Genomic DNA, 22448 nt, shown 5'->3' with positions numbered 1-22448 from the left:
TTTTGGGACAAAATTTCTATATTGGTGCCCGCTTTGACCTGAATGTCAAAGATTAAACCATCAACAACATGTTACAACTAGGACTATTAATTACCAACCGGCACCGCTTATTGAGCGTCGCAGCGATCCTCGACGTATTCGAGTCGGTCAACAGTTTCTACGAGCGGGCCAGCCAACCGCACTTTTTCAATATTACGCTGTTTTCGCCGGATCCCGAACCCGGTAAGTTTTACGGGGCTTACCCGATGAAACCGATCAATGAATTTACCAAGCAGGACCTCATACTTGTGCCCGCATTCGGCTCGGGGGACGTCCAGCTTTCGATTACGAGCAATCAATGCTGCATTCCCTGGCTTTGGGAGCAATATAAAAATGGCGCTGAACTTGCCAGCTTTTGCACGGGCGCGTTCCTGCTTGCTGCCGGCGGCCTGCTGAATGGCAAGCACGCCACTACACACATAGACGCAGCGGAGGCATTGGCTTCCAATTTTCCGGATATCATCATGAAAAGCGATGCGGTAGTAACGGAAGATAAGGGGATTTTTACCAGCGGAGGCGCCACAAGCAGCTTCCATTTGATGTTGTATTTGATACAGCGCTTTTGCGGAAAAGATTTCACTTTACGAACGGCCAAAATGTTTGCCATCGACATGGATCGTGAGCAGCAGACCTATTTCGGGACGTTTGCCCCGCCCCAAAATCACGGCGACGGACTGGTGAATATGGCGCAACAAAAAATCGAGAAGGAATACCAGGAGGGAAGCACCATCGAAGTACTCATTCAGGACATTCCAGCCAGCCGCAGAAATGTCGTGCGGCGCTTCAAACAGGCAATCGGTGTGACGCCCATTGAGTATTTGCAGCGGACGCGTATCGAGGCAGCCAAGAAATTGCTTGCACAAACGGACCAGAGCGTGCTGGAAGTCATGCTGAATTCGGGGTATAATGATTTGAAATCTTTCCGGCAGCTGTTCAAGAAAAGTACAGGCGTGACGCCGAAAGAGTATCGCGACAAGTTTAACATAGCCAGGCTGGAAACCGGCGGGCGCTGGAACCGGCGCATGAGCGGCGCTTCTTATCTCGATTAAAAACCAAAAGCCCGGACTTAACGATCCGGGCTTTTGGTTTGCTATATGGTCCGTTGTCAGTTAACCTTGGCAATCTTGCGGAATGCGCGGTCATTACCTTGCTTGATTTCGACAATATAAATGCTGGCAGGCAGCTGCGTAATGTTGAGTTGGTGCGAGAATCGGTTTGCTATTTTATTCACTTGCATATGCTTGTAAAGCGTTCCCGATTTCGCATCGAAAATGCGGATCTCAATTTGACCGTTTTTCTCGTTGGCGAGGTCAATGCTGACAAAGTCCGAACTAGGGTTGGGGTAAACTTTTGCTTCGGCATGCAGTGATACTTCTTCCTTTGTCTCCGGCACTGCCATTTCTACGGCGGCCTGCCTCGCATTCTGGCCATCGGCTGCCATTACGAAAATCGGCGTTTCTCCTGCTGTAACCGTTACTTTGCCATCCACGATCGGGAGCTCGGTCATCGCCATATTGTCTGCACCGGCGGTCGGCGTGTAAATACGCGCAACGCCCGACTGGTTCAGATTGACGGTATATTCCGCTGTTCTTCCTACTTCATCAGGTACGGTCAGAATGAAGAGCGATTTGCCATTCAGTTCGTATCGGTCAACGATCGGGTCGTTGTGGAGCGTTTCCTTGTATTCGTATTGGCCGAATAGTTTCTGCGTTTGCAGGAAGTAATCGGCAGATGGCCTGCGGGTTTGGTCATTGTTAACAAACCCCGCGGATGCGAACATTCCGCCGCTGCCGTTGTCGTCATACATTTGATAGAAAAACAGTTTTTCAACCCCATTGCGGGCTGTGAACAGCGAGGTACGCAAAATCCAGTCGGCCTGTGTTTGCAATGCGGATTTGTTGCCGATAGGGATGGCTTTTAGCGGGCTGTCCTGATGTACGTCGTAGCCTGCCTCTGTGTTCCATATCGGAAGGTCGTTCGATAGTTCGCGGGTTACTTTTACAAAATTTTCGAGGATCTGTTTGGCATTGGTCACCTCTGGTGCCGCGCCGCGGGTGGATGTGCCGCTCTGGCTCGACGATGCGTTGTCGGTATAGAGGTGGAAATTCACCACATCCCAGCAGAGATTCACGGTGCCGTCGGCATTATATCCGCGGAATTCTTTGCACCAGTCTACCATTCCTTTTACAAAATCAGGGCCGGTAACGAGTCCGGCGATGACCACTTTCATGTTGGGATCGGCGTTTTTAACACCTACGCCGGCACCCATCGTGTTCTTGTGGCCATCGTAGAATGCCGACATATTAGCAGCGTATTCACGGGCTGTCTGGTAACCTTTGCGGCCTTTCCACCATTTATCGCGCTCATTGTCGCATTCGATGTATTTGATGTATCCCAACCCGATTTTTACTTCATTAACAGGGTCATTCGTCCATCTCGGAGTCGTCGAAACGCTCAACAGCGAAGGATCTACATTGGTATTGCTTCCGTAACGTGCTGCATATTGAAATGCAACTTTGGCTTGTTCGACGTAAGAAAGGGGATCTGCGAAGTTCTTGCCGTAGCGTACCGGCACGTTTTCGGGGTCGCGCTGGTCTTCCGGATAGGTCTCACGCATCCAGGCGGGCTGCGTTTTAAGGCAAGCCAGTACCTCAATGCCTTCCTGTTTGCAACGTTGGTAAATCAGGTCGTAATTCCAGCTTCCGCTTAATGTAGGATTGTAGGAATAAACACCTTCCGAAGATTCCAGTTTTTCCCAATCCATGTAATGCCGCAGGCCTGTAAAGCTCTTGGCTACCTGAACTTTCGCTTCTACCAGCGACTCGGTATGCACGCCATCCTGGAAATACCACTCATATCCGTTCACGCCGAGCATGTCATTCAGGGTAATGTGCTTGGTCCGTGCCGGTTTCGGGGTTTCAGTTCCCGGCGTGTAGCTTCCATAGAACTCGATTTCGGTCGGTAATGTGTTGGACATCGTCATGACCAGGTACCGGATGTTGCTCATCGGCTGATCAAGTTTAAACTGCGTGTCGCCGGATAGCTGGCGATCGGGGTAGGGGCCTACCCAGCCGTTGTAAATTTCGCCCGTGAATGTTGCCACTGGAATGCGTTCCCATTGATCCGTGATAACCGACAGAACCAGTGGGAAATCCTGTGTAGAACCGGTGAAATCAAAGAATTTGACCCCATTGAGCGTAATCTGCTCCCCTTCTTTCAGCGGATAGTAAGCTTCATAGTTGTTGATTATCTTACCCCAGCCAGTGAGAACGTTCTCCTGCGTATTGCCGTCGAACAGCCCGTCGAGGCCGTTGGCAGCATTGGTGAGCTGGTACCAGCGTTTCGGGTCGATCGGGATTTTGGTACCCAGCGCCGGGTTATTGGGATTTGAGTTATCGGAAACGGTAAATGTCCTGGCTACGTTGTCGGCCGTCAGATAATTGTTATTGCCAGCCTGCGAGGCCGTGATAGTCACTTGTCCGGCAGTATGAATGGTTGCTTTCCAGATACCGGTTGCATTGGAAACGGACACAATCGAAGGATTGGAAGAAGTGAACTGCACGGGCGTTTCCGGATTCGTGCTGCTGGCGGTCAGGTTGAATGAACCATCGGTGAGGTTTTTGTCTGAAATCGCCTCAAAAGTAATCACCGACTGTCCCTGAACGGATCCGGGGATTACTTCAAACCAGTTGAAATTGAATGCGCCGCGGTTGGCGAAGATGCGGAAAATCTGACTACCGGCTTCCAGCTGAACAGTCGTGCGGACGGTGGTGTAGTTCTGCCAACCGCCGGTTTGAGGCACATCCACGCTACCGAGTACGGTGCCGTTTGTATTTTTGAACTGAATATGACCATTGCCCCATTGGTTGGCTACCCTGAAATTGATCGTGTAGGTGCCGGCCGTTGGTACATTCACATTGTAATCCATCCAGTCGTTATCGTCGATGTAGTTCACATTGATGTCTCCATCTACATCGCCCGTAACCTCCGTACGCACGTCTGATGCGGCGTCGAATGTTTCAGCTTCAATCCGGCTTGTCAATGCGCGGGATTCTTTGGCTTCGAACCAGTTGAAGTTCCAGCCGCCTTTCGTGGCGAAAACTCTTAACCTCTGGTTTCCGGCAGGGAGCGACGCCAGCATGCTGACGGTCTTCCAGCCCTGCATACCACCCGTTTGAGGTAACAGAATGCTGCCCAGCTCTGCGCCATCGCTGTTTTTCAAGGCAAGCGTGGCCTCCGGGCTGTACCCGTTTGCAATGCGGTAGTTGAATGTGAAAATACCCGCCGCCGGAACGTGTACATCATACTCCATCCAGCTATTGTCCTGGATCCACTCTACATTCTGGCCGCCGTCGGTATCCTCGGTATTTTGAAGCTGTACGCTGTAAGAATCATTAAAACTTTCTGCTTCGACCTTTGCAGGGAGGATCGTGCCCGTGATGCGGGCGCTGGCTGAGACAAATTCAAACCAGTTGAAATTGAATGCCCCGCTTCGTGCATAAAGCCGGATCACCTGGCTGCCTGCGGGAAGGGGCACGGTGGTAGTAATGGTCGCCCAGTTTTGCCAGCCGCCCGTTTGAGGCACATTTACTTGTCCGAGCACGGTACCTGCCGCATTCTGTATCTCGATGACGCCGTTTCCGTAAGCATTGGCAACGCGGAACTGCATTTCATAATCCCGTGCATTAGTGAGGCTGATGTTGTATTCCATCCAGTCGTTATCGTCGATATAGCCCACGTTCTGACCTCCTCCTTCGTCGCCGGTAGCTTCCGTGCGCACTTCGTACATGGCATCAAAGCTTTCCGCCTCTATTTTTCCGGCCGCTATGGCACGTGAGGCGCTTACCTCGAACCAGTTGAAGTTCCAGCCGCCTTTTTCGGCAAAAACGCGAATTACTTGGTTGCCTTGTGGAAGTAATGCGATGAACGAAACCGTTTGCCAGCCTTGCATACCGCCGGTTTGCGGCAGCACGATCCGGCCGAGCGAAGTGCCGTTTGCCGATTTCAAAACCAGCGCCGCTTCGGGGCTGTATCCGTTCGCAATGCGGAACCTGAACGTGTAGTAGCCCGCCGACGGTGCCTGGACGGCATAATCCATCCAGCTTCCATCCTGAATCCAGCCCACATTCTGGCCTCCGTCGGCATCCGAAGTGCTTTCAGTGCCAACAGCATTCATTGCCGTGAATTCTTCTGCTTCGATCTTTCCGGGGAGTAGCTTATTCGACTGTGCCTGAATAGAGAAGGAGATGAGTAAAAAACAGAGTGTAAAAATTTTAACCATTCGTCGGGTCTACAAAGAAATTTGAGTGAAGATACGACGAATTTAATTTCGGCTACAATTTTTGTAGTAGTTTTTGTGGCAGCAATTTGAAAGATAACTGCTTTGTTATGAAAAACTTCAAAATAGTACAGTTTGTAAAATTCGGTTACTTAAATGCCGGTATGCCAGGCTCTTCCCCCGGTAGCGGCTCCACTTCGGGAACGACGGGTTCCACGGGCGGCAGCTCGGGCTGCGGCTCTACCGGCGGCGTTTCGGGTTCCTTCTCGTAAGGCGGGGTTTCTTCCGGTATATCAGGCGATGGTACTTCCGGCCGGGGATCGAACGGGGGCGTTTCGCGCGGGTCGCTGGGATCGCCACCGCCATCCATAGCGCCCAGATATTCGTTTGCCAATTGATAAATATCCATGATTTCCAGTTTTTTTGATGAAATGAACGTCAGTCAACTGCTAAAATAACTGTGCCGGAAGGTAAATGACACTATGCTTTTTTGTGCCTGATAACATGCTATTCATATAATAGCGAGTTGAAATTTTTATATTTGACCTTCTTCAAATTCAAATCTAACTAAATGGAACAGCAAGAAACCCGCCAGCTCACTTTTCATGGAGAAGGAGCTAAACTCTTCGGCATTTACATCGTCAATATTCTTTTGACTATCGTGACGTTCGGGCTCTACTATCCTTGGGCAAGGGCCGCTTTGTTGAAATACATGTATGAGGAATCCGAGTTCGAAGGAAGCCGTTTTACGTTTCATGGAACAGGTAAGGAAATGTTTGTCGGTTTTATCAAAGCGATCGGGATTTTCCTGGTGCTGTACGGCATTTTCTTTGGTGCAATAGCCACACAAAAACCGACGATTATGTTTCTCGGTCTTGCTGTTTTATATATTGGTTTGCTGCTACTCATTCCGATCGCTATTCATGGAGCGCTTCGTTACAGAGCTTCAAGGTCATCGTGGCGGGGCATTCATTTTGGTTACCGGGGCGATAGGAAGGAGTTGTTGAATACATTCATTATCGGAAGTATCATTACTCTCGTCACATTTGGTATTTACGGTGCATGGCTTGTGATTGAACTTCGGAAATACATTTTCAAAAACCTGCGGTTCGGAAACATTACATTTTCATATGAAGGCGAAGGCGGCGCTTTTTTCTGGCTTAATATAAAAGGCTATTTCCTGACGCTGCTCACTTTCGGGATTTACGGTTTTTGGTGGGTAAAAGACCTTTTCAATTATTACGTGAACAATATCCGGATGTACCAGGGCGAAACGCGGCTGGCTTTCCGCTCGACGGCCACTGCCGGAGGGTATTTCAAACTGCTTATCGTTAATGTGCTGATCGTCGTTCTCAGTTTGGGTCTGGCAACCCCCTGGGCGACCGTGCGCACCATGCAATTTGTATTTTCAAATATCCATATCGATGGACCGCTGGATGTCGATGCAATCATTCAGACCGAGGCCGATTATACCGATGCAACCGGTGAAGATCTCGCGGATATGATCGATATTGGGATTGTTTAACCGACTTTACTGGCTTCATGTACAATTTTAGTGTCCGTTACCACGACGGCCGGCTGTCCATCGCGCACGACGCGACGCTCACCCTCATGCCCGATCACTGGCTCATTCATTACCGTGATCCCTCCGGCGAGCTCACTTCGGTGCGATGGGCAATACCTGGTATTGTGACGGACGAGAATTTCAGTAATCTATTCATTTTTCGCTACGGGGAATTTCCGCAGCAAACCGTTGAATGCAAGGAGGACAATCTGCCCGAGACACTTAAAAAGCGTTATCCGGAAAAGGTATTTTTCAGAAGGCGAATCACGGATATTTTCAAGCTGAATAATACCACTATCGTGGGCGTGGCTTTGGCTGTCTTGATGCTGATGGGCCTGGGCTATTGGTTTGGGCTACCCTGGCTTGCCGGGGCTGCGGCGTCGCGGTTTCCTGTAAGTACCGAAGTGCAAATGGGCGACACGATGTATGAGAACATGATCCGCGCCTACGACGTGGATGAGGGCCTGACAGCCGTCACCAACGACTTTGCAAAAACTATCGATTTCAAAACCCATTACCCTATACGCATAACCGTCGTAAAGGATAAAGAAGCCAACGCATTTGCATTGCCCGGTGGGCGCATTGTGGTGTTCGACGGCATCCTTCGGAAAATGCATACGAAGGAAGAGCTCGCCGCCTTGCTTGCCCACGAGGTTTCGCATGTGCATTACCGGCACTCTCTCCGCAATATTTTCCGAAGTCTGGGCGGTTATTTGTTCCTCTCGCTGCTCCTGAACGACATCAACGGCGTCGTCACCGTCCTGGCCGACAATTCCAATATGCTCGCCAATCTCACCTACTCTCGCGAGCTCGAAACCGAAGCCGACCAAAAAGCCATGGTCATTTTCAAAGCCGACGGACTGAATTTGAAAGGCTTTGTCGATTTGTTTACCGTGCTTAAAAGCGCGCATGACGATGTGGAAAGTTTGAAACTGCTGAGTACGCATCCGTTAACTGCTGATCGGCTGCGTGCGGCGGAGGAGATGGTGAAACGGCAGGGAAAAGTAAGGGAGGATGTGGTGTTGGAGAAGAAATGGGAGGCGATTGAGGATGAATTGAAATGAACTCGGGCCGTTTTGAACGGCCCGAGTTGAAAATGCTTTTTTACAAACCCGGCCAGGCGGTCACGTAGCTAAGGGAATCGGTTAAGACGTCGAAGGTAGGTTCATATATGTTGGGATAATATGTGTCTGTCCTTGTTGTAACGTATCCGTCCGCATTCAGGGTGTAGATATAGTTGCTGGAAGATGCCGTTCCGTCTAAATAATCCGTAATAACATCCTGTACCAGCTTATCGCTAAATGTTCCAAAGATCCGCAGGTATTTATCAAGCTGAGTATGGTAAGGATTCAGAAAGTACTTGTCCTGAAATGCAGAATAGCTGAACTTGTATTCCATAAACGGGCCCGACTCGCCAATATATGTGATCTTATCAAGCCGTTGAGTGTTTGGTAGAATTGCCTTGTAGGAAAACTGTTGTGTAAGGACATGAGCTCCGAAGTACCTCTTAATTTCAATCAGCGATCCTTGTACATTGTATTTGTACTCATAAGCAAATTTAGAGGTCAAATCCTTGCTTGCCACACACCGCCCGTTTACTATATGGTATGTTTTATGGTTTGCGAGCTTGTTATTTGATTTGGCGTATTTTTTGCTTGTAATCCATAGGTCTCCGGAACTGTCGTCGTAAGTGTATTCTGTGTAACTGTAAGTGTCAATTACCTTCCACAGTTTGCCTGCAAATTTTCCGAATTTTAAATATTGCAGTGAGTTCTCGCCATCTTTTACTAAAAAGACCTCCGCCGACATTTTTGCATTTTGATTGTTGTTTACAGTACTTGTGACATCAGAAGGTGTAGTTATTTGATCGTTTTGGCATCCTGCCAGCAACGCCGCCAGCAAAAGGCCTTTTGTTATTTTTCCTGCAATTTGAAATGCTTCCATAATTTTAGTTTTGATAGATTAAATTAAAAGTTGAATTTATTTCAAACTTAGCGGGAAGTGTAAATGACTGAAAATTCGATTCTCCAACGGTGTGAATTAATAAGTATTTGGAGAGAAGCAGGGGTTCTATTTGCGTTATTTGTTTGCCGTCCTTAAAAGCGTGCATGGCGATGTGAAAGTGGAACTGCTGAATACCCATCCAGTGACGGTTGATCGGTTGCGGACGGCGGAGGAGATGGAGAAGCGGCAGGGAAAAGTAAGGGAGGATGAGGCGTTGGAGCGGAAATGGGAAGCGATACAAGGTGTGTCAAACAAATAGCGGGCCTCAGAAGACCCGCTATAATTTAATGAACTTAACTATGAAACTGCACTAAAGTGATCTGCCTAAATTCCCTGCCAATATTGTGAGTACTTAAAATTCATAGTAGAAGTCGACAACGATACGTTGCTTCCCTTGCCAAATGGATGATATACCTGTGTCCTGGATGCGACGTAACCAGCATTGTCCAACACGTAATTGTACTCCCTGAAATTTGTCCATTGCGTCCCCGATATTGACTTGATCTCGATATCCTTTATAAGTACGTCGCTAAATTTGCCAAAAAAAGGAAGCAGTGGGTCAGCGTTGATATTTTCTGGATTTAACTGATACTTATCAGCTATTGCGGTATAGGAAAATTTAGCTTCGTGAACCGGTCCGGCGTTGTTGATAGCCACAATTTTATCAAGTCGATATGCATTGGTCGCGGCGTTGAATATGTAAGAGTAATTCCACTTGGCCCATGAGCTTTGGTAAAACATTGTAACTTCATCCAATAGGCCTGATGCATTGTATTTGTATTGATATGTGTCGCCATTGGATCCTGTGATTGCAATGCAACGACCGTTGGCTATTTCATATACAGATTCACCGGATTTGGCGTTTGTAGCTTGCGAATAGGAGGCGCAAGTGATGAAAAGATTGGTAGTTCCATTGTTGTCATTGTAAGTGTATTTCCTGTAAGTGGTAGCATTGCTTACTCTTGATACCATACCCATAAATTTTCCACTTTTGACGTACTGAACGCCGTCATCTCCGTATTTTACCAGCTTTAATACGTTATTTATTTTGGCATTTTGGTCGTTAATCTCCGTCGACGAATTCTGTGTCGGAATAACTGGTTCATCATGATTACAAGCTGTTAGTAGTCCGATAGCCAAGAGGTATTTTAATGATATACCGGCAATTTTAATTTTTTTCATAAATTTTAAATTAAATAGTTAAACGAATTTATTTTAGATTCAAATTTAGCATGCGCGAAAGAAGAAAGTGAGGCTATTGTTTTATGGGTAGTTCTGGGTTATCAAAAGTGTAAACCACGATGTGGAAAGCCTGAAAATGCGGAGTGTCCATCCATTAACCGAAGACCGATTGCGTGCGGTGCAGGAGATGGTGAAAAGGCAGGAAAAGGTAAGGAAGAATGAGAAGTTGGCGAAGGATTGGGAGGCAATTGAAAACGCATTAAATGAACATCAGGCCGCTTTTGACGGCCCGATTTTATGTTGGAATTTTGTTGTTGCCTAATCAGATTCCTTGCCAGTTATCGGAGTATTTGAATATTTCGATGCTGACTGTGGCGTATTTTACCTTTTCCCGGGAAATGACAAGCCCATCACTGTTTAATACATGACCTGTATAAAATGTTTGCACACTTTTATTTGTCTCTAAGTTTTCGTCGGTAATAGATTCGATTATTAGATCACTATGATTTCCAAAAAAAGGCAGATAGGTATCTACTTTTCCGTCTTCAATATTTAGCGGATTGTTCAAAGGATATTTATCTTGAATTTGCTTATATGTAAAATTGTAATTGATCCATGGCTTGCCATTTTTTTTTCGTTCAATTTTGTTAAGCCGATAAATTTGACCCGAACCACTGTAAGTGTAGGTGTATTTCCAGGACTGCAACAAGTTCCCCTGGTAATTATATTTTATTTCATCAAGATATCCCTGCGGGGTGTATTTATATTCATGAATAGACCCATAGTCATCCTCACTGAGTACACATAGGCCGTTGACAACTTTGTATCTTTCTTCCTTAATGAAAGCATTGTTAGAGCTTTTGTACATTTTTCTGTGTATCCACAGGTCGCCAGATGGACTGCTGTCATCATATGCATATGTGAGATAGTAACCGCTCCATGGTGCTTCATTTACTCGGGATACTTTTCCCAAAAATTTTCCACTTTTTACATACTGGATATTCTGTTGATCATTTTTTACAAGCCTAGTTAGTAACGATATTTTGGCATTTTGGTTACTAACATCTGTAACTAACTTTTGTGTAGGAGTAACTGGTTCATCATGATTACAAGCTGTTAGTAGCCCGATAGCCAAGAGGTATTTTAATGACATACCTGCAATTTTAAGTTGTTTCATAAATTTGAAATTAAATAGTTAAACAGATTATTTTCGATTCAAATTTACGATAGCTACAAAAAAGGAAAGAAATCGTTGTCTGAACGGTTGTGCTCGGTTATTTAAAGAACTTCAACAAAAATTGTATTAGTGCGATGGAGCTGATAAATAAAAAGCAGACAATCGGAGAGATTATCTGCTTTTTAATATTTACAAGAAGTCAATATTAAATTCCTCCCCAGGCAGTGGAATAATCCAGCCCACTATAAAATGCTTGTTTTCCAGCTTCGTATCCATAGCCAAGTGGGAAGAATTCTTTATTTCTTCCAACAGCATAGCCATCCGCATTGATGCTGTAAAAATATCGATAATATGGCTTGGCTTGATTGGTATAAGGAAGCGGTGTTATCTGCACCTGCTGAATTAATACATCGCTGAATTTACCAAAATATGGCAAGTATGAATCCAGTCCCAAATGTTCACTGTTCAAAGGATACTTATCGTTCTTCTCCGCGATGACACCATAGGTATAAATGAAGTTAACCTGCTTGTATGCCCCTGTTGGAGTTGAGAACACCACTTGTTTCAGCCGTTCTGCACCTGTGGCTGAAATGTAATCATAAGTAAATACCTGTTTTTGTGTAAGCGCCCCGGATGACAGGTTGATTTCGTTGAGCCGACCAACTTCATTGTAAACAAATTGGGACGTCCAATTGTTACTGAGGTTGATGCTGGTAATACAGCGCCCATTTACAATCTTGTATTTTATTTCTTGTATCAGAGCATTAGTGCTTTTGTTGTAAGTCTTGCTGGTGATCCAAAGGTCTCCTGTGCTGTCGTCGTAGGAATATTGCGTGTAATCGCCAGTTCTCGAGACTTTCGAAAGCTTTCCGGTGAAGCGACCTTGCTTAACGTATTGAAGTATCGTCGTGCCATCCTTGACGAGCTTTAACTCTGCATTTACTTTCGCATTCGGGTCATTTACGGTCACACCCGCGGTTTCTTGCGGCGATAGGATGTCGTCGTTCTGGCAGCCGGTCAGCAATGCGCCGAGCATCAATGCTTTTAACAAATTTCCTGTAATGTGTAATTTTTGCATAACGTTTTGTGATTTAATGTGTGAATTAATTGGCATATTATGATTTAACGTTGATTAGTGGGAGGCAGGAAATCTGATAGAAGAGCGATTTAATTATGAATTTGGTATTCACTTATAACTTAGGAGTGGTGTATGTACGACTTGTGGAAACGGTCATGCCATTCATGCTGTTTGTTGAATTGATTGTCTTAGGATATCCGCTTGCATTGAAAAGGTATGTAAAACTGTATCCTGGAAATGATTCTCCATTCCAGGGTAGATTTTTTGTTGATTCGTAAGTAGGTAAATAGGAGTGAAAAGTTCCGAATATGGGCAGGTATTTGCTGGTTATGCCGAGTACGTCCGGATTGGTGGGGTACTTATTCTCCATTGGGTTCCCGCCTTGAACGATATAGTTGAAACTAACTTCTTTTGTAGCTACACTGGCCTGATTGAAGAGATTGACACTTTTCAGCGCTGTAATAGTACTCTGTTCGTATCCAAATTCCATTCGCTCATTTGGATTTGCCTTATTGTAAACTTTTATCAACCTGTTAAGCTGTCCATACTCATATTTCAGAGATTTATTGGTTTCGGTGCTTAAACTTTCAACACAGCGTCCCAGCCCGTCAAGTTGATAGGTTACTTGGTAAATTAGTGCGTCGTTGAAAACATTCTTCCGTTGTGCTACGATGGTCGATCCATTGTATTTGTATTCTGTGTAAACATTTTCAATAGTGTTTGATACTTTTTTTAGCTTTCCTCTATTTACATCGTAATCTCCGTAATATTCCAACTCATTTGCCCCCTCTTTTAATAATTGGGGTGTAAAAATAGTTTTAGCATTGTAGTCGCCGGATGTAATAACAGTTTCCGGATTTTGTGTTACTAAATCTTCATTTTGACAACTGGCCAGTAGTGTGACTAATGTCATCACTTTCAGCAGATTTCCGTTTAACGTAATTCTTTTCATAACGTTTCGTGATTAAGTATTAGACAAATTGACTGACGTCGATTCAAACTTAATTTCCTTGTAGAAGTCGCCGGAAATCCGATGCGTGAATGGCAGTGTTGAATGTGTTGCCGGTTTGAGAAGGGCTAATGGCATTGTTTTTGTGACGCTTTTTCAAAACGCAATCCCATGAAAACACTAAGCGCAGACGGGCAGCAGCAAGTGAATGCGATCGCTGTCCGATATAACATACAGCCGGAAACGGTGGAGTCGCTTTTGAAAGCGATTATCCGTGGTAATGGTACGATGGCCCAGTTCAACCTGCCGGAGCTCGGGGGGCAGGGACAATGGATGAAGGGCGGGATGACGATGGTAGGCGATATGTTCAACAACGAACTCCGTGGTACTGTGGATAAGCTCTGTAACGAGCTTTCGGAGCTGGTTACTTCGACACTCTTATTTGAAATCAACGATGATCCGCTAACTGACTCTCCCAAGGGCACGCGCGAGCAGCAAAATACACGAAACGGGTTTTTCAGCGAGCCCAGCAGCTCCTGGCCGGCGATCTTTGGTAACCCGACGGCGAGCGGTTCGCAGAACAATTTTCGGTATGCCTATTTCGCGCCGGTGCACAGGCTGGTGATCGAGGACAGTGGTAAACGAACGATCTATGACACCAAGCATCATCAGATCACCGGTGTTTCGCAGCAGCAGGATCCTGCGAGCTCCTACCGGTTTACGAGCCAGGAAGGGGTTGTCGATGTGAACTCACTGGAAAAAGTCGCTGACCCGGACCGGCAGCAGCCAACGCCTGAGATGATTTATGATGTGACGGAAAGTGCCAGCCTTCAATCACAGGATAAAAGTCCCGAAGACATCATTCTTGCAACGATTGAGAAATTGAATGTACTTTTTGAGCGAGGGCAGATTACCGAGGAGGAATTTAAGGCGAAGAAGAAGGAATTGCTCGAAAGATTGTAGCAGGCCAGAATACGATACGGCCCGCATAATCGCGGGCCGTGCAATAGTAATTTCTAGAAGTTATAGGTTGGCACTGAGTATTTTCTGTCGGTCGAGGAGACAATTGTCCCGTTTGCTTTCTTCATAGTGACATTTTTGACCTTACCTGCATAATCCAGCGCATAGCTATACGAATATTGAGTGCTGGATAATTTTTGGCCATTTAGAAGATATTTTTCTTCGGTCAGGGTTTTAACGAGATACGTGTTGAAAGTACCGAATACCGGCAGATATCTGCTGATACCGTCCGGGAGTATATCTGGTGTTAGGGGATATTTATCCGGGATAACTTGCTCTGGTGCCCCGTAGCTGAATTTTAGCACCTTGGTTTTTGTGCCGGACTCATCATAGAATGTTACCATGCCAAGGGATTTTTTCCAACCGGTGGCATCCGTTACATACGAAAATACCAGCCGCTCGTTCGGTTTATCTTTATTGTACCATTTGGAGAGCTGGCCGTTGGTGTTGTATTCATATATATAGGTTTTGTTTGTGACGGACTGAACACAACGTCCGAACGTGTCGAGGATATATTTGTATTCTGCTGGCGGAATACCGTATTTATATCCCTTAGCCGTAATCAGTTGCGGTGCATAGATGAACTCAGAGTAAGCGGTGGCATAAATTTCCTTCCATAAAACGCCCGATCCTTGATAGGACAGGTCAACCTGACCATCCTTGATTAAAAGGCCTACTGCCTGAGCAGTTTTCGCATTGCGATCACTGGTTGTCTCCGGTGTCTGCGGTGCGGGTACCGTATTGTTTTCAGGTTGGCAGGCCCCCAGTATTCCCGCGACCATAAATCCGTTGGCTAGAATAGCCATGTTTCGAAGTAGTTTCATAAGTATACTTTTGATTGTGAATGGATTGATTTTGAACGGGTCCAAACTTAAGACGGCTTCGGAATGCCAGGAAAAGCGATGGGCAAGTGGTGGGGTCTGAAGAGCCTTCGGTCAAGGCGTTGTGGATAGGAGCCGGGAATTTCAAGGGATGTGTTTTTGCAAACCGCACAACATTTGCGAGTTTTGCCTTAATTACAAGAGGCTGGTCGCATATTAATTCGATGGACGGGCCGCATTAATAGCACCATGATTTTCGCACAAATTTCTAAAATAGTAGAACCGTTTGCCATCAAGCTCGACCGCTGGACGGTGGAGGCTTACCGTCTTTTGCCCAACCTGCTCATCGCCATTCTGATCCTGGTCGTTTTCAGGTTTCTTTCGAGGCTGGGCGGGAAGTTTATCGAGCGTATATTGGGCCACGCGTCGCAGAATGTGGCGCTGGTGGGCTTAATATCGACCATTACCCGCATTACTATCATCACCACGGGTTTCTTCTTTGCATTGGGTGTTTTGGGGCTGGATAAGACGGTTACCTCGCTGCTTGCAGGCGCGGGCGTGCTGGCCTTGGCGCTTGGTTTTGCATTCCAGGACCTTACTACCAACTTCATTTCCGGCGCATTCATCGCTATCCAGCGGCCGATTCAGGTAGGGGATGTTATTGAAACAAATGGCTACACCGGCAAGGTGCTCTCGATTGGATTGCGTTCCGTGAAACTGGATAACTTCGAAGGACAGCAGGTGGAATTGCCGAGCAAGGACATTTTCCAGAAACCGATCGTCAATTTCACGCATTCGGGGGAAAGACGTGTAAAAATGGAAGGCAGCATTGGTTATAAAGACGATCTCGCAATAGTGGAAAGCCTTGCATTAAGTGTCATTAAGAAGCTGGACTTCATCGATCCTCTGAAAGTAGTCGAATTCAACTTCACACGTTTCACCGAAAAGAGCATCGATTTTGAAATACTATTCTGGATCCGTCAGGACAAGACCGGCCCGGGGCCGGCGAAAAGTGCGGCTATGAAGGTGGTGAAGCGGGTTTTTGATGAGAATAATATCTCGTTTCCGACGCCCGCAAGACCGGCGGATTTGCCGCCCGCATCAGGGAAGCCGGAAGCATAAAAAAGACCCCGCCACGAACGCAGCGGGGGCTTTTCAATATCAATCCTATTATTAATAACGGTAAGTCTCCGCTTTGAAAGGACCTTCTACGGTTACGCCGATGTAAGCAGCTTGCTCTTCGGTCAGTTTGTCGAGGTTCGCGCCTACGTGTGCGAGGTGCAATGCAGCAACTTTCTCGTCCAATGCCTTTGGAAGAACGTATACTTTCTTCTCGTAAGCAGCGGTGTTAGTCCAAAGCTCGATCTGCGCCAAAGTCTGGTTAGAGAATGAGCATGACATTACGAATGAAGGGTGACCCATTGCGCAACCCAGGTTCACCAGACGGCCTTCTGCCAACACGATGATGTCTTTGCCTTCCACATTGTAGATATCAACCTGTGGTTTGATCTGCGATTTGGTGTGGCCGTAAGATTTGTTCAACCAAGCCATGTCGATTTCGTTATCGAAGTGGCCGATGTTACAAACTACCGCTTTGTCACGCATTTTAAGGAAGTGACGGTCGGTGATGATTTTGTAGTTACCGGTTGCCGTAACGAAGATGTTAGCGCGGTCGGCAGCTTCGTCCATGGTTACTACTTCGAAACCGTCCATAGCAGCCTGCAATGCGCAGATAGGGTCGATTTCGGTAACCAGTACGCGGCAGCCAGCACCACGAAGTGATTCGGCAGAACCTTTACCCACGTCGCCGTAACCTGCTACTACTGCTACTTTACCAGCCAGCATCAAGTCGGTTGCGCGGCGGATAGAGTCAACCAATGACTCGCGGCAGCCGTATTTGTTATCGAATTTAGACTTTGTAACTGAGTCGTTTACGTTAATGGAAGGCAGGTGGAGCGTTCCGTTTTTGTAGCGCTCGTACAAACGGTGAACACCGGTTGTAGTTTCTTCCGAAAGACCTTTGATACCGTCGATCAGCTCAGGATATTCGTCGAATACCATGTTGGTGAGGTCACCACCGTCGTCGAGGATCATGTTAAGCGGCTTACGCTCTTCGCCGAAGAACAAAGTCTGCTCGATACACCAGTTGAACTCCTCTTCGTTCATTCCTTTCCATGCGTAAACAGGGATACCCGCTGCTGCGATAGCTGCTGCTGCGTGGTCTTGGGTAGAGAAGATGTTACATGATGACCAGGTAACTTCCGCACCCAACGCTGTAAGGGTTTCGATCAAAACCGCAGTCTGGATCGTCATGTGCAAGCAACCTGCGATACGCGCACCTGCCAAAGGCTGTGACGGACCGTATTCGGCACGGATCGCCATCAAACCAGGCATTTCAGCTTCTGCCAATGTGATTTCTTTACGGCCCCATTCGGCCAGCGAGATGTCTTTTACCTTGTACGGAATGTACGTTTCGGTTGACGTTGCCATTATTTTACAGTTTAGTTAATATCTTGATTTTACCACAAAACTAAGTAGAAAAACCACCGTAGGGAATAAATGCAGATACAAATTCTGATTTAAGGCCCTAATTTGGATATTTTATCTTTCAAAGCCCGCATATCGCTGCATTATGAAGTGAGGGGCCTGTGATTCACCGGTTAAGGAAGATATTTTGTCTGTACACCAAATAATTACCCGTTTAGGTGCTGTTTGTCGACAATAGTATGACATTGGTCGACAATGCTTTTCTAACCCTGTATTGGCCTCCTAAATCGTTATCTTTGTTCCTATGCGCCCTGTTTTCCCGGTCCTGAATAAAAGTAAACATCAAAGAGTTTTCCTGCATATCCTGTTCTGGCTCGCCGTGCTGACGATCCTGACGATCATTTACGGTGCAGGCATGCCCGATTATTGGCTCACAATCGGCATTGTGGGTTTGTTTATGCCTATCCACATCGGTTATTTCTATCTGATCGCCTACGTGATCATCCCGCGGTATTTCGACCGTAAGAAATATGTGCAGTTCGTACTGTTCTTTTTGCTGATTGTCATCAGTTCCACGCTGGCTTTCAGGTTGATGGAAATACTCGTTGCCGACCCGATCATTTACAACGCGGTCAAAAAGAACGACCCGACGTTTGTCTGGCGAAAGCTCGAAGGGACGTTCCGGCAACAGCTTGCCAAACCGACTTATCTGATCAGCGCATTTGAGCAGACCAATATCTTCGTCTGGATCGCATTGTCGGTGAAGTTTTTCAAAATGTGGTTCGACAGGCGGCAGGCGGCGATGGAGGCCGAGCTGAATTTTTTGAAAGGCCAGCTGCACCCGCATTTTTTGTTTAATACACTCAATAACCTCTATGCGTTGACCCTGAAACAATCGCCGCAATCGCCTGGTGTTGTAATGGGGCTGGCAGAGATATTGCGGTACATGCTTTACGAGGCCAATACGGAAATTGTACAGCTCGAAAGGGACATTAGTATTCTTAAAAGTTATATTGAACTGGAAAAAATACGGTACGAGGAGCGGTTGGATATCCATTTCAGCATCAACGGAATGTCGCCGGAATACCGCATTGCGCCGCTGCTGATATTGCCGCTGGTCGAGAATGCATTCAAGCACGGCGCGAGCGAGCAGATCGGCCAGGCGTGGATTAATATGGATTTGCGGGTGAAGAACAATGCATTGAAATTCAAGATATCGAACAGCAAACCAGAAACTGCCGTGCACGACGACCGCCCGCATCACGTGAGTATAGGCCTCGCGAACGTGCGCAAGCGGCTCGAAATCCTCTATCCTTCGGCCCATAACCTCAAAATCATGGACGAAGAGGACGTATTCGCCGTGATCCTGGAAATTGACCTTGACAAACGACTGGAAATCTGATATTATGAAGCTGAAAGCCATTCTGGTGGACGATGAACCCCACGCGATCGAAGTACTGGACAACTATCTCGCCAATTTTGCGGAAATAGAAGTCGCGGCACGTTGCCAGGACGCGATCCAGGCATTCCAGGTGTTGCAGCAGCAGAAGATCGACCTGATGTTCCTGGATGTGAAAATGCCCGGACTGAAAGGGACCGATCTGCTCAGAAGCCTTAAAAACCCGCCGAAAGTCGTTTTTACCACGGCGTATCAGGATTACGCCGTCGAGGGCTTCGATCTCAATGCGGTTGACTATCTGCTGAAACCTATTCCGTTCGAGCGTTTCCTGCGGGCGATGGACAAGGTGTTTACGGGTTTGAACATTTCCAATCAATCCGTTTCTGTGGCGCAAAAGGCTGCGTCGGCAAGCCAGGATGTGTTTTTGTATTTAAAAGTAGACCGCAAAATGGTGAAGGTGAACGTCAACGACATTTATTGGATCGAGAGTCTGCGCGACTATATTAAAGTAGTTTTGAAAGACAAGGCCCTCATTTCAAAACAGAAAATCAGCCTTTTGGAAGAACTCCTGCCCGAAGACGGTTTCATCCGCATTCACCGGTCGTTCATTGTATCGGTGGATAAGGTGGAAAGCTACCATTCACACAAGCTCGAAATCGCCGGGAAGGAGCTGCCGATTGGCCGCAACTTCCGCAACGACTGCCAGCGCCGCTTCAAGCTGACCTTTTAAATGGCGCTGCAAATGGCGTTTGTCGACAAAACCCGCTGTTGATCGACACTCGCTTTCCAGGGCTTCCCAGGCTCGCCAAATCGGTTTAAAATTGCACCGCCATTGAAAAATGGAAGTGAAATTCATTTAAATCATTTGGATTATTAGCCATGTTAAAAGCAAGAAGAATTCTTTGGGCAGCCTTGTCCTTTGCCCTGTTGCTGGGTAGCTGCAAGGAGGACGAAGATCCAACACCATCCAACACATTGACCGCCAAAGCAGGCGCGGACCAGAATGTAAACGCAGGCTCTGTTGTAAACCTCGACGGTAGCGCCTCTACCGACAGCGAGAACAAGCCTTTCGAATTCAGCTGGGCGTTCAGCAAAAAGCCGGCGGGTAGTGCCGCCAACCTCGCTTCGGCTACCACTGCCAAGCCTACTTTCACTGCCGATCTTCCCGGTGAGTACGAAGTGGAACTGACCATCAGCAATGCGAATGGCCAGAGCAAGGACAAAGTCGTGATCACCGCTACGGTGATCGAACCGATCGTGATCGACGCCAACATCCGCACCAAACTGACGCTGACGGACCGTATCAACAACCCTGCCATTCCGGATTACATCGTGAATGCGAACGTGTCGGTGAATGCGGAGCTGGAAATCAAACCGGGTGTGGTGATCGCATTCGCACGGGATACCCGCATTGAGATCAACGACGGCGGCGGTGTGTTGCTCGCAAAAGGTGATTCAGCGAAACCGATCCGCTTCATTGGTAAGGAAACGACCAAAGGTTTCTGGTCGGGGATTGTATTCCGCTCGTCGAGCAGTGCGAACACGCTCGAAAACGTACAGGTAATGCACGCGGGCAGCAAGCCGCTTTATGCGACCATCAAAGCCGGTATGGCGGTTCTCGGGGCCGGCCGTGCAGAAGTGAATATCAAAAACTGCCTTTTCGAGCAGAATGCAGGTTATGGTCTTTACCTCGAATATTCAGTGATCCTCGCGTCATTTGAAAAGAACAACTTCAAGGATAATACCGAAGCGGGTATCCTCATGGGCGCCGAAAACGTAAAGAACCTGGATACGGATTCTAAATTCACGAATGGTAACGGCCGCAATGTAGTCGAAATCTTCGGATCATCCCTGCCTAAAAATGCTACTACCGAAGTGGTATGGAAAGGTTTCAAAGACAAAACGCCTTACCGCATTCTTGAAAACATTGCTTCCGACGCTAACTGGAAATTGCTTCCGGGTGTGATTATCGAAGTAGGCCGCGCGGGCTACATTACCATCGAAGACGGCTACTTTAATGCAGTAGGTACCGAAACGAACAAGATCATCATCCGCGGTGCTGAAAACTCAGCCGCTTATTGGAAAGGTCTGCTCTGCTTCTCGACCAGCGACAAGAACGTGATCGAAAATGCGGAAGTATCCGGTGGCGGTAACATTGCTATCGTGTCGGGCAAGAAGGCCAATATCGCGATCTACGGTGGGCAGTCGCGTATGGCGATCCGCAAGTCGGTGATTTCCAACAGTGGTGGTTATGGAATCTTCGTCAACTATCAGGGGACCATCAACGGCGACGTCGAGACTGTCAACACTTTCAGAGACAACGCACAAGCGAAGCTGCTGAAAGAGTAGGGTCGTAATGGACAGTTCCACGTATTGTACCAGTATCATATTCGGCCTGGTCACACTCCTGGTGGTATTTACCTTCCACCAGGCTGTGAGAGGCTCCCGGCTCTTCGCCGCACTGGTCGCCCTCTGGATAGCGATACAATGCGGGACCGCCCTGGCGGGATATTTCAAAGTGACCGATACCATTTTTCCAAGGCTGCTATTACTGGTGGTCCCGCCCGCTGTCCTGATGGCCTGGCTCTTTCTGAGTGGGCCCGGGAAAGTGCTTGTCGACCGGATGAATGTAGACTTGCTCACGATGATCCACGTCGTGAGGGCGCCCGTGGAGGTGGTATTGTACTGGGCTTTCATCGACAAAATGGTGCCGCATGAAATGACTTTCAGCGGCGGTAACCCCGATATCCTGGCCGGACTTTCGACGCCTTGCATTTACTACATCGGTGTGATGCGCAGCGGAATGAAATGGCGGCTGATGGTGCTCTGGAATTTCCTGTGCCTGGGATTGCTGCTCAATGAAATATTTCGTGCCGTATTGTCTGCACCGTTCGTGTTTCAAACCATCGGTCTCGACCAGCCCAATGTGCTGATATTGCAGTTTCCATTTGTGCTTTTGCCCGGCGTAGTAGTGCCGATCCTCCTGTGTGCGCACATGGTCGTGATACGCAACCTCGTGAAGGCGCACTGGCAGGAGCCGAAATTCATGAGCTCGGGACGGGCGGTGATCAGCCATTTTTTTCAGTTGAAATGAGATGTTGCCATGAATAGCATCACGCAATATATGTTGGCGGGCCTCCTGGTGGCTGCGGGTGTTCAGTACCAGGCCGAGAGCAAAGGCACGCGATCTGCCCGGCAGCCATTTCCTGAAAAGGGCTTCTGGGTGGCGGAAACCGGGCCGGATAAAAAATCGACGGTAGTCAGGTATTACGCCAATAGCACCCACCTCGTGTCGGAAACGACGGAGCCGGAGGTGCTCGACGTCCGGAAGCTTTCGGTTCGAAAACGCCTGAATGAAAAGCTTCGCAAGGAGCTCGAAAAAGACACGACGGGCCAGTCGGCCATCAAGCTTTATGAAATGAATTGAAATCTAAATTAATCTGAAATTTG

The 22448-nt window shown here is 47.4% G+C and carries 21 protein-coding genes; 12 read left to right on the top strand and 9 right to left on the bottom strand.

The window, feature by feature from the left end:
• Positions 1-68: 68 nt before the first annotated feature.
• Positions 69-1088, top strand: coding sequence for a helix-turn-helix domain-containing protein (locus J2Y43_RS05380; protein ID WP_309980903.1), 1020 nt, complete (start codon positions 69-71; stop codon positions 1086-1088).
• Between the two features lie 56 nt (positions 1089-1144).
• Here J2Y43_RS05380 and J2Y43_RS05375 read toward each other — a convergent pair whose 3' ends face one another.
• Together J2Y43_RS05375 and J2Y43_RS05370 are read right to left on the bottom strand one after the other, a co-directional pair.
• A complete protein-coding gene (locus J2Y43_RS05375) occupies positions 1145-5320 on the bottom strand; it encodes a carbohydrate-binding protein (protein WP_309980904.1) in 4176 nt (1391 codons plus the stop codon).
• 145 nt (positions 5321-5465) lie between these two features.
• Positions 5466-5726 (bottom strand): filamentous hemagglutinin, encoded by a 261-nt coding sequence (locus tag J2Y43_RS05370; RefSeq protein ID WP_309980905.1) that lies wholly within the window; start codon positions 5724-5726, stop codon positions 5466-5468.
• Positions 5727-5888: 162 nt separating this feature from the next.
• Here J2Y43_RS05370 and J2Y43_RS05365 point away from each other — a divergent pair, with 162 nt between their 5' ends.
• Entirely contained in the window at positions 5889-6842 is a 954-nt protein-coding gene (locus tag J2Y43_RS05365; protein WP_309980906.1) for a DUF898 family protein, read from the top strand.
• A 17-nt stretch (positions 6843-6859) separates the two neighbouring features.
• Positions 6860-7945 (top strand): M48 family metallopeptidase, encoded by a 1086-nt coding sequence (locus J2Y43_RS05360; protein WP_309980907.1) that lies wholly within the window; start codon positions 6860-6862, stop codon positions 7943-7945.
• A 40-nt stretch (positions 7946-7985) separates the two neighbouring features.
• On the opposite strand, the gene J2Y43_RS05355 is transcribed toward J2Y43_RS05360, so the two are convergent.
• Positions 7986-8825 (bottom strand): hypothetical protein, encoded by an 840-nt coding sequence (locus J2Y43_RS05355; RefSeq protein ID WP_309980908.1) that lies wholly within the window; start codon positions 8823-8825, stop codon positions 7986-7988.
• A 130-nt stretch (positions 8826-8955) separates the two neighbouring features.
• Here J2Y43_RS05355 and J2Y43_RS05350 point away from each other — a divergent pair, with 130 nt between their 5' ends.
• Positions 8956-9144: a hypothetical protein gene (locus J2Y43_RS05350; RefSeq protein WP_309980909.1), complete on the top strand. Its 189-nt coding sequence runs from the start codon at positions 8956-8958 to the stop codon at positions 9142-9144.
• Positions 9145-9209: 65 nt separating this feature from the next.
• Here the strand turns inward: J2Y43_RS05350 and J2Y43_RS05345 are convergent, their stop codons facing one another.
• Complete coding sequence (locus tag J2Y43_RS05345; RefSeq protein WP_309980910.1) at positions 9210-10067, bottom strand: RHS repeat domain-containing protein; 858 nt, start codon at positions 10065-10067, stop codon at positions 9210-9212.
• Positions 10068-10188: 121 nt separating this feature from the next.
• Between J2Y43_RS05345 and J2Y43_RS05340 the strand changes: the two genes are divergently transcribed.
• Positions 10189-10389: a hypothetical protein gene (locus J2Y43_RS05340; protein WP_309980911.1), complete on the top strand. Its 201-nt coding sequence runs from the start codon at positions 10189-10191 to the stop codon at positions 10387-10389.
• Here J2Y43_RS05340 and J2Y43_RS05335 read toward each other — a convergent pair whose 3' ends face one another.
• The 3 genes from J2Y43_RS05335 to J2Y43_RS05325 form a co-directional block, all read right to left on the bottom strand.
• Positions 10390-11244 (bottom strand): hypothetical protein, encoded by an 855-nt coding sequence (locus J2Y43_RS05335; protein ID WP_309980912.1) that lies wholly within the window; start codon positions 11242-11244, stop codon positions 10390-10392.
• A gap of 205 nt (positions 11245-11449) precedes the next feature.
• Positions 11450-12322: a hypothetical protein gene (locus tag J2Y43_RS05330; RefSeq protein WP_309980913.1), complete on the bottom strand. Its 873-nt coding sequence runs from the start codon at positions 12320-12322 to the stop codon at positions 11450-11452.
• A 112-nt stretch (positions 12323-12434) separates the two neighbouring features.
• The gene (locus J2Y43_RS05325; RefSeq protein WP_309980914.1) at positions 12435-13274 is read right to left on the bottom strand and encodes a hypothetical protein; all 840 of its coding nucleotides are present in this window, start codon (positions 13272-13274) and stop codon (positions 12435-12437) included.
• A 168-nt stretch (positions 13275-13442) separates the two neighbouring features.
• On the opposite strand from J2Y43_RS05325, the gene J2Y43_RS05320 reads away from it, so the two are divergent.
• Positions 13443-14234 carry an SHOCT domain-containing protein gene (locus tag J2Y43_RS05320; RefSeq protein ID WP_309980915.1) on the top strand — a complete coding sequence of 264 codons (792 nt, stop codon included), beginning with the start codon at positions 13443-13445 and terminating at the stop codon, positions 14232-14234.
• 53 nt (positions 14235-14287) lie between these two features.
• On the opposite strand, the gene J2Y43_RS05315 is transcribed toward J2Y43_RS05320, so the two are convergent.
• Positions 14288-15115 (bottom strand): hypothetical protein, encoded by an 828-nt coding sequence (locus J2Y43_RS05315; protein WP_309980916.1) that lies wholly within the window; start codon positions 15113-15115, stop codon positions 14288-14290.
• A gap of 246 nt (positions 15116-15361) precedes the next feature.
• Between J2Y43_RS05315 and J2Y43_RS05310 the strand changes: the two genes are divergently transcribed.
• Positions 15362-16234 (top strand): mechanosensitive ion channel family protein, encoded by an 873-nt coding sequence (locus J2Y43_RS05310; protein WP_309980917.1) that lies wholly within the window; start codon positions 15362-15364, stop codon positions 16232-16234.
• A gap of 51 nt (positions 16235-16285) precedes the next feature.
• Here the strand turns inward: J2Y43_RS05310 and ahcY are convergent, their stop codons facing one another.
• Positions 16286-17602 (bottom strand): adenosylhomocysteinase, encoded by a 1317-nt coding sequence (gene ahcY / locus J2Y43_RS05305; protein WP_309980918.1) that lies wholly within the window; start codon positions 17600-17602, stop codon positions 16286-16288.
• A 301-nt stretch (positions 17603-17903) separates the two neighbouring features.
• Between ahcY and J2Y43_RS05300 the strand changes: the two genes are divergently transcribed.
• The 5 genes from J2Y43_RS05300 to J2Y43_RS05280 all read left to right on the top strand — a co-directional run bounded on the left by J2Y43_RS05300 (position 17904) and on the right by J2Y43_RS05280 (position 22425).
• Positions 17904-19001 (top strand): histidine kinase, encoded by a 1098-nt coding sequence (locus J2Y43_RS05300; RefSeq protein WP_309980919.1) that lies wholly within the window; start codon positions 17904-17906, stop codon positions 18999-19001.
• A 4-nt stretch (positions 19002-19005) separates the two neighbouring features.
• Entirely contained in the window at positions 19006-19728 is a 723-nt protein-coding gene (locus J2Y43_RS05295; protein ID WP_309980920.1) for a response regulator transcription factor, read from the top strand.
• A gap of 149 nt (positions 19729-19877) precedes the next feature.
• Positions 19878-21347 carry a PKD domain-containing protein gene (locus J2Y43_RS05290; protein WP_309980921.1) on the top strand — a complete coding sequence of 490 codons (1470 nt, stop codon included), beginning with the start codon at positions 19878-19880 and terminating at the stop codon, positions 21345-21347.
• Positions 21348-21354: 7 nt separating this feature from the next.
• Entirely contained in the window at positions 21355-22092 is a 738-nt protein-coding gene (locus J2Y43_RS05285; RefSeq protein ID WP_309980922.1) for a hypothetical protein, read from the top strand.
• Between the two features lie 9 nt (positions 22093-22101).
• The gene (locus tag J2Y43_RS05280; protein WP_309980923.1) at positions 22102-22425 is read left to right on the top strand and encodes a hypothetical protein; all 324 of its coding nucleotides are present in this window, start codon (positions 22102-22104) and stop codon (positions 22423-22425) included.
• Positions 22426-22448 lie beyond the last annotated feature (23 nt).

The organism is Dyadobacter sp. BE31 (genome assembly GCF_031457695.1).
In the GTDB taxonomy this organism is placed as follows: domain Bacteria; phylum Bacteroidota; class Bacteroidia; order Cytophagales; family Spirosomataceae; genus Dyadobacter.
This window is presented reverse-complemented; position numbering and strand designations above follow the sequence as displayed.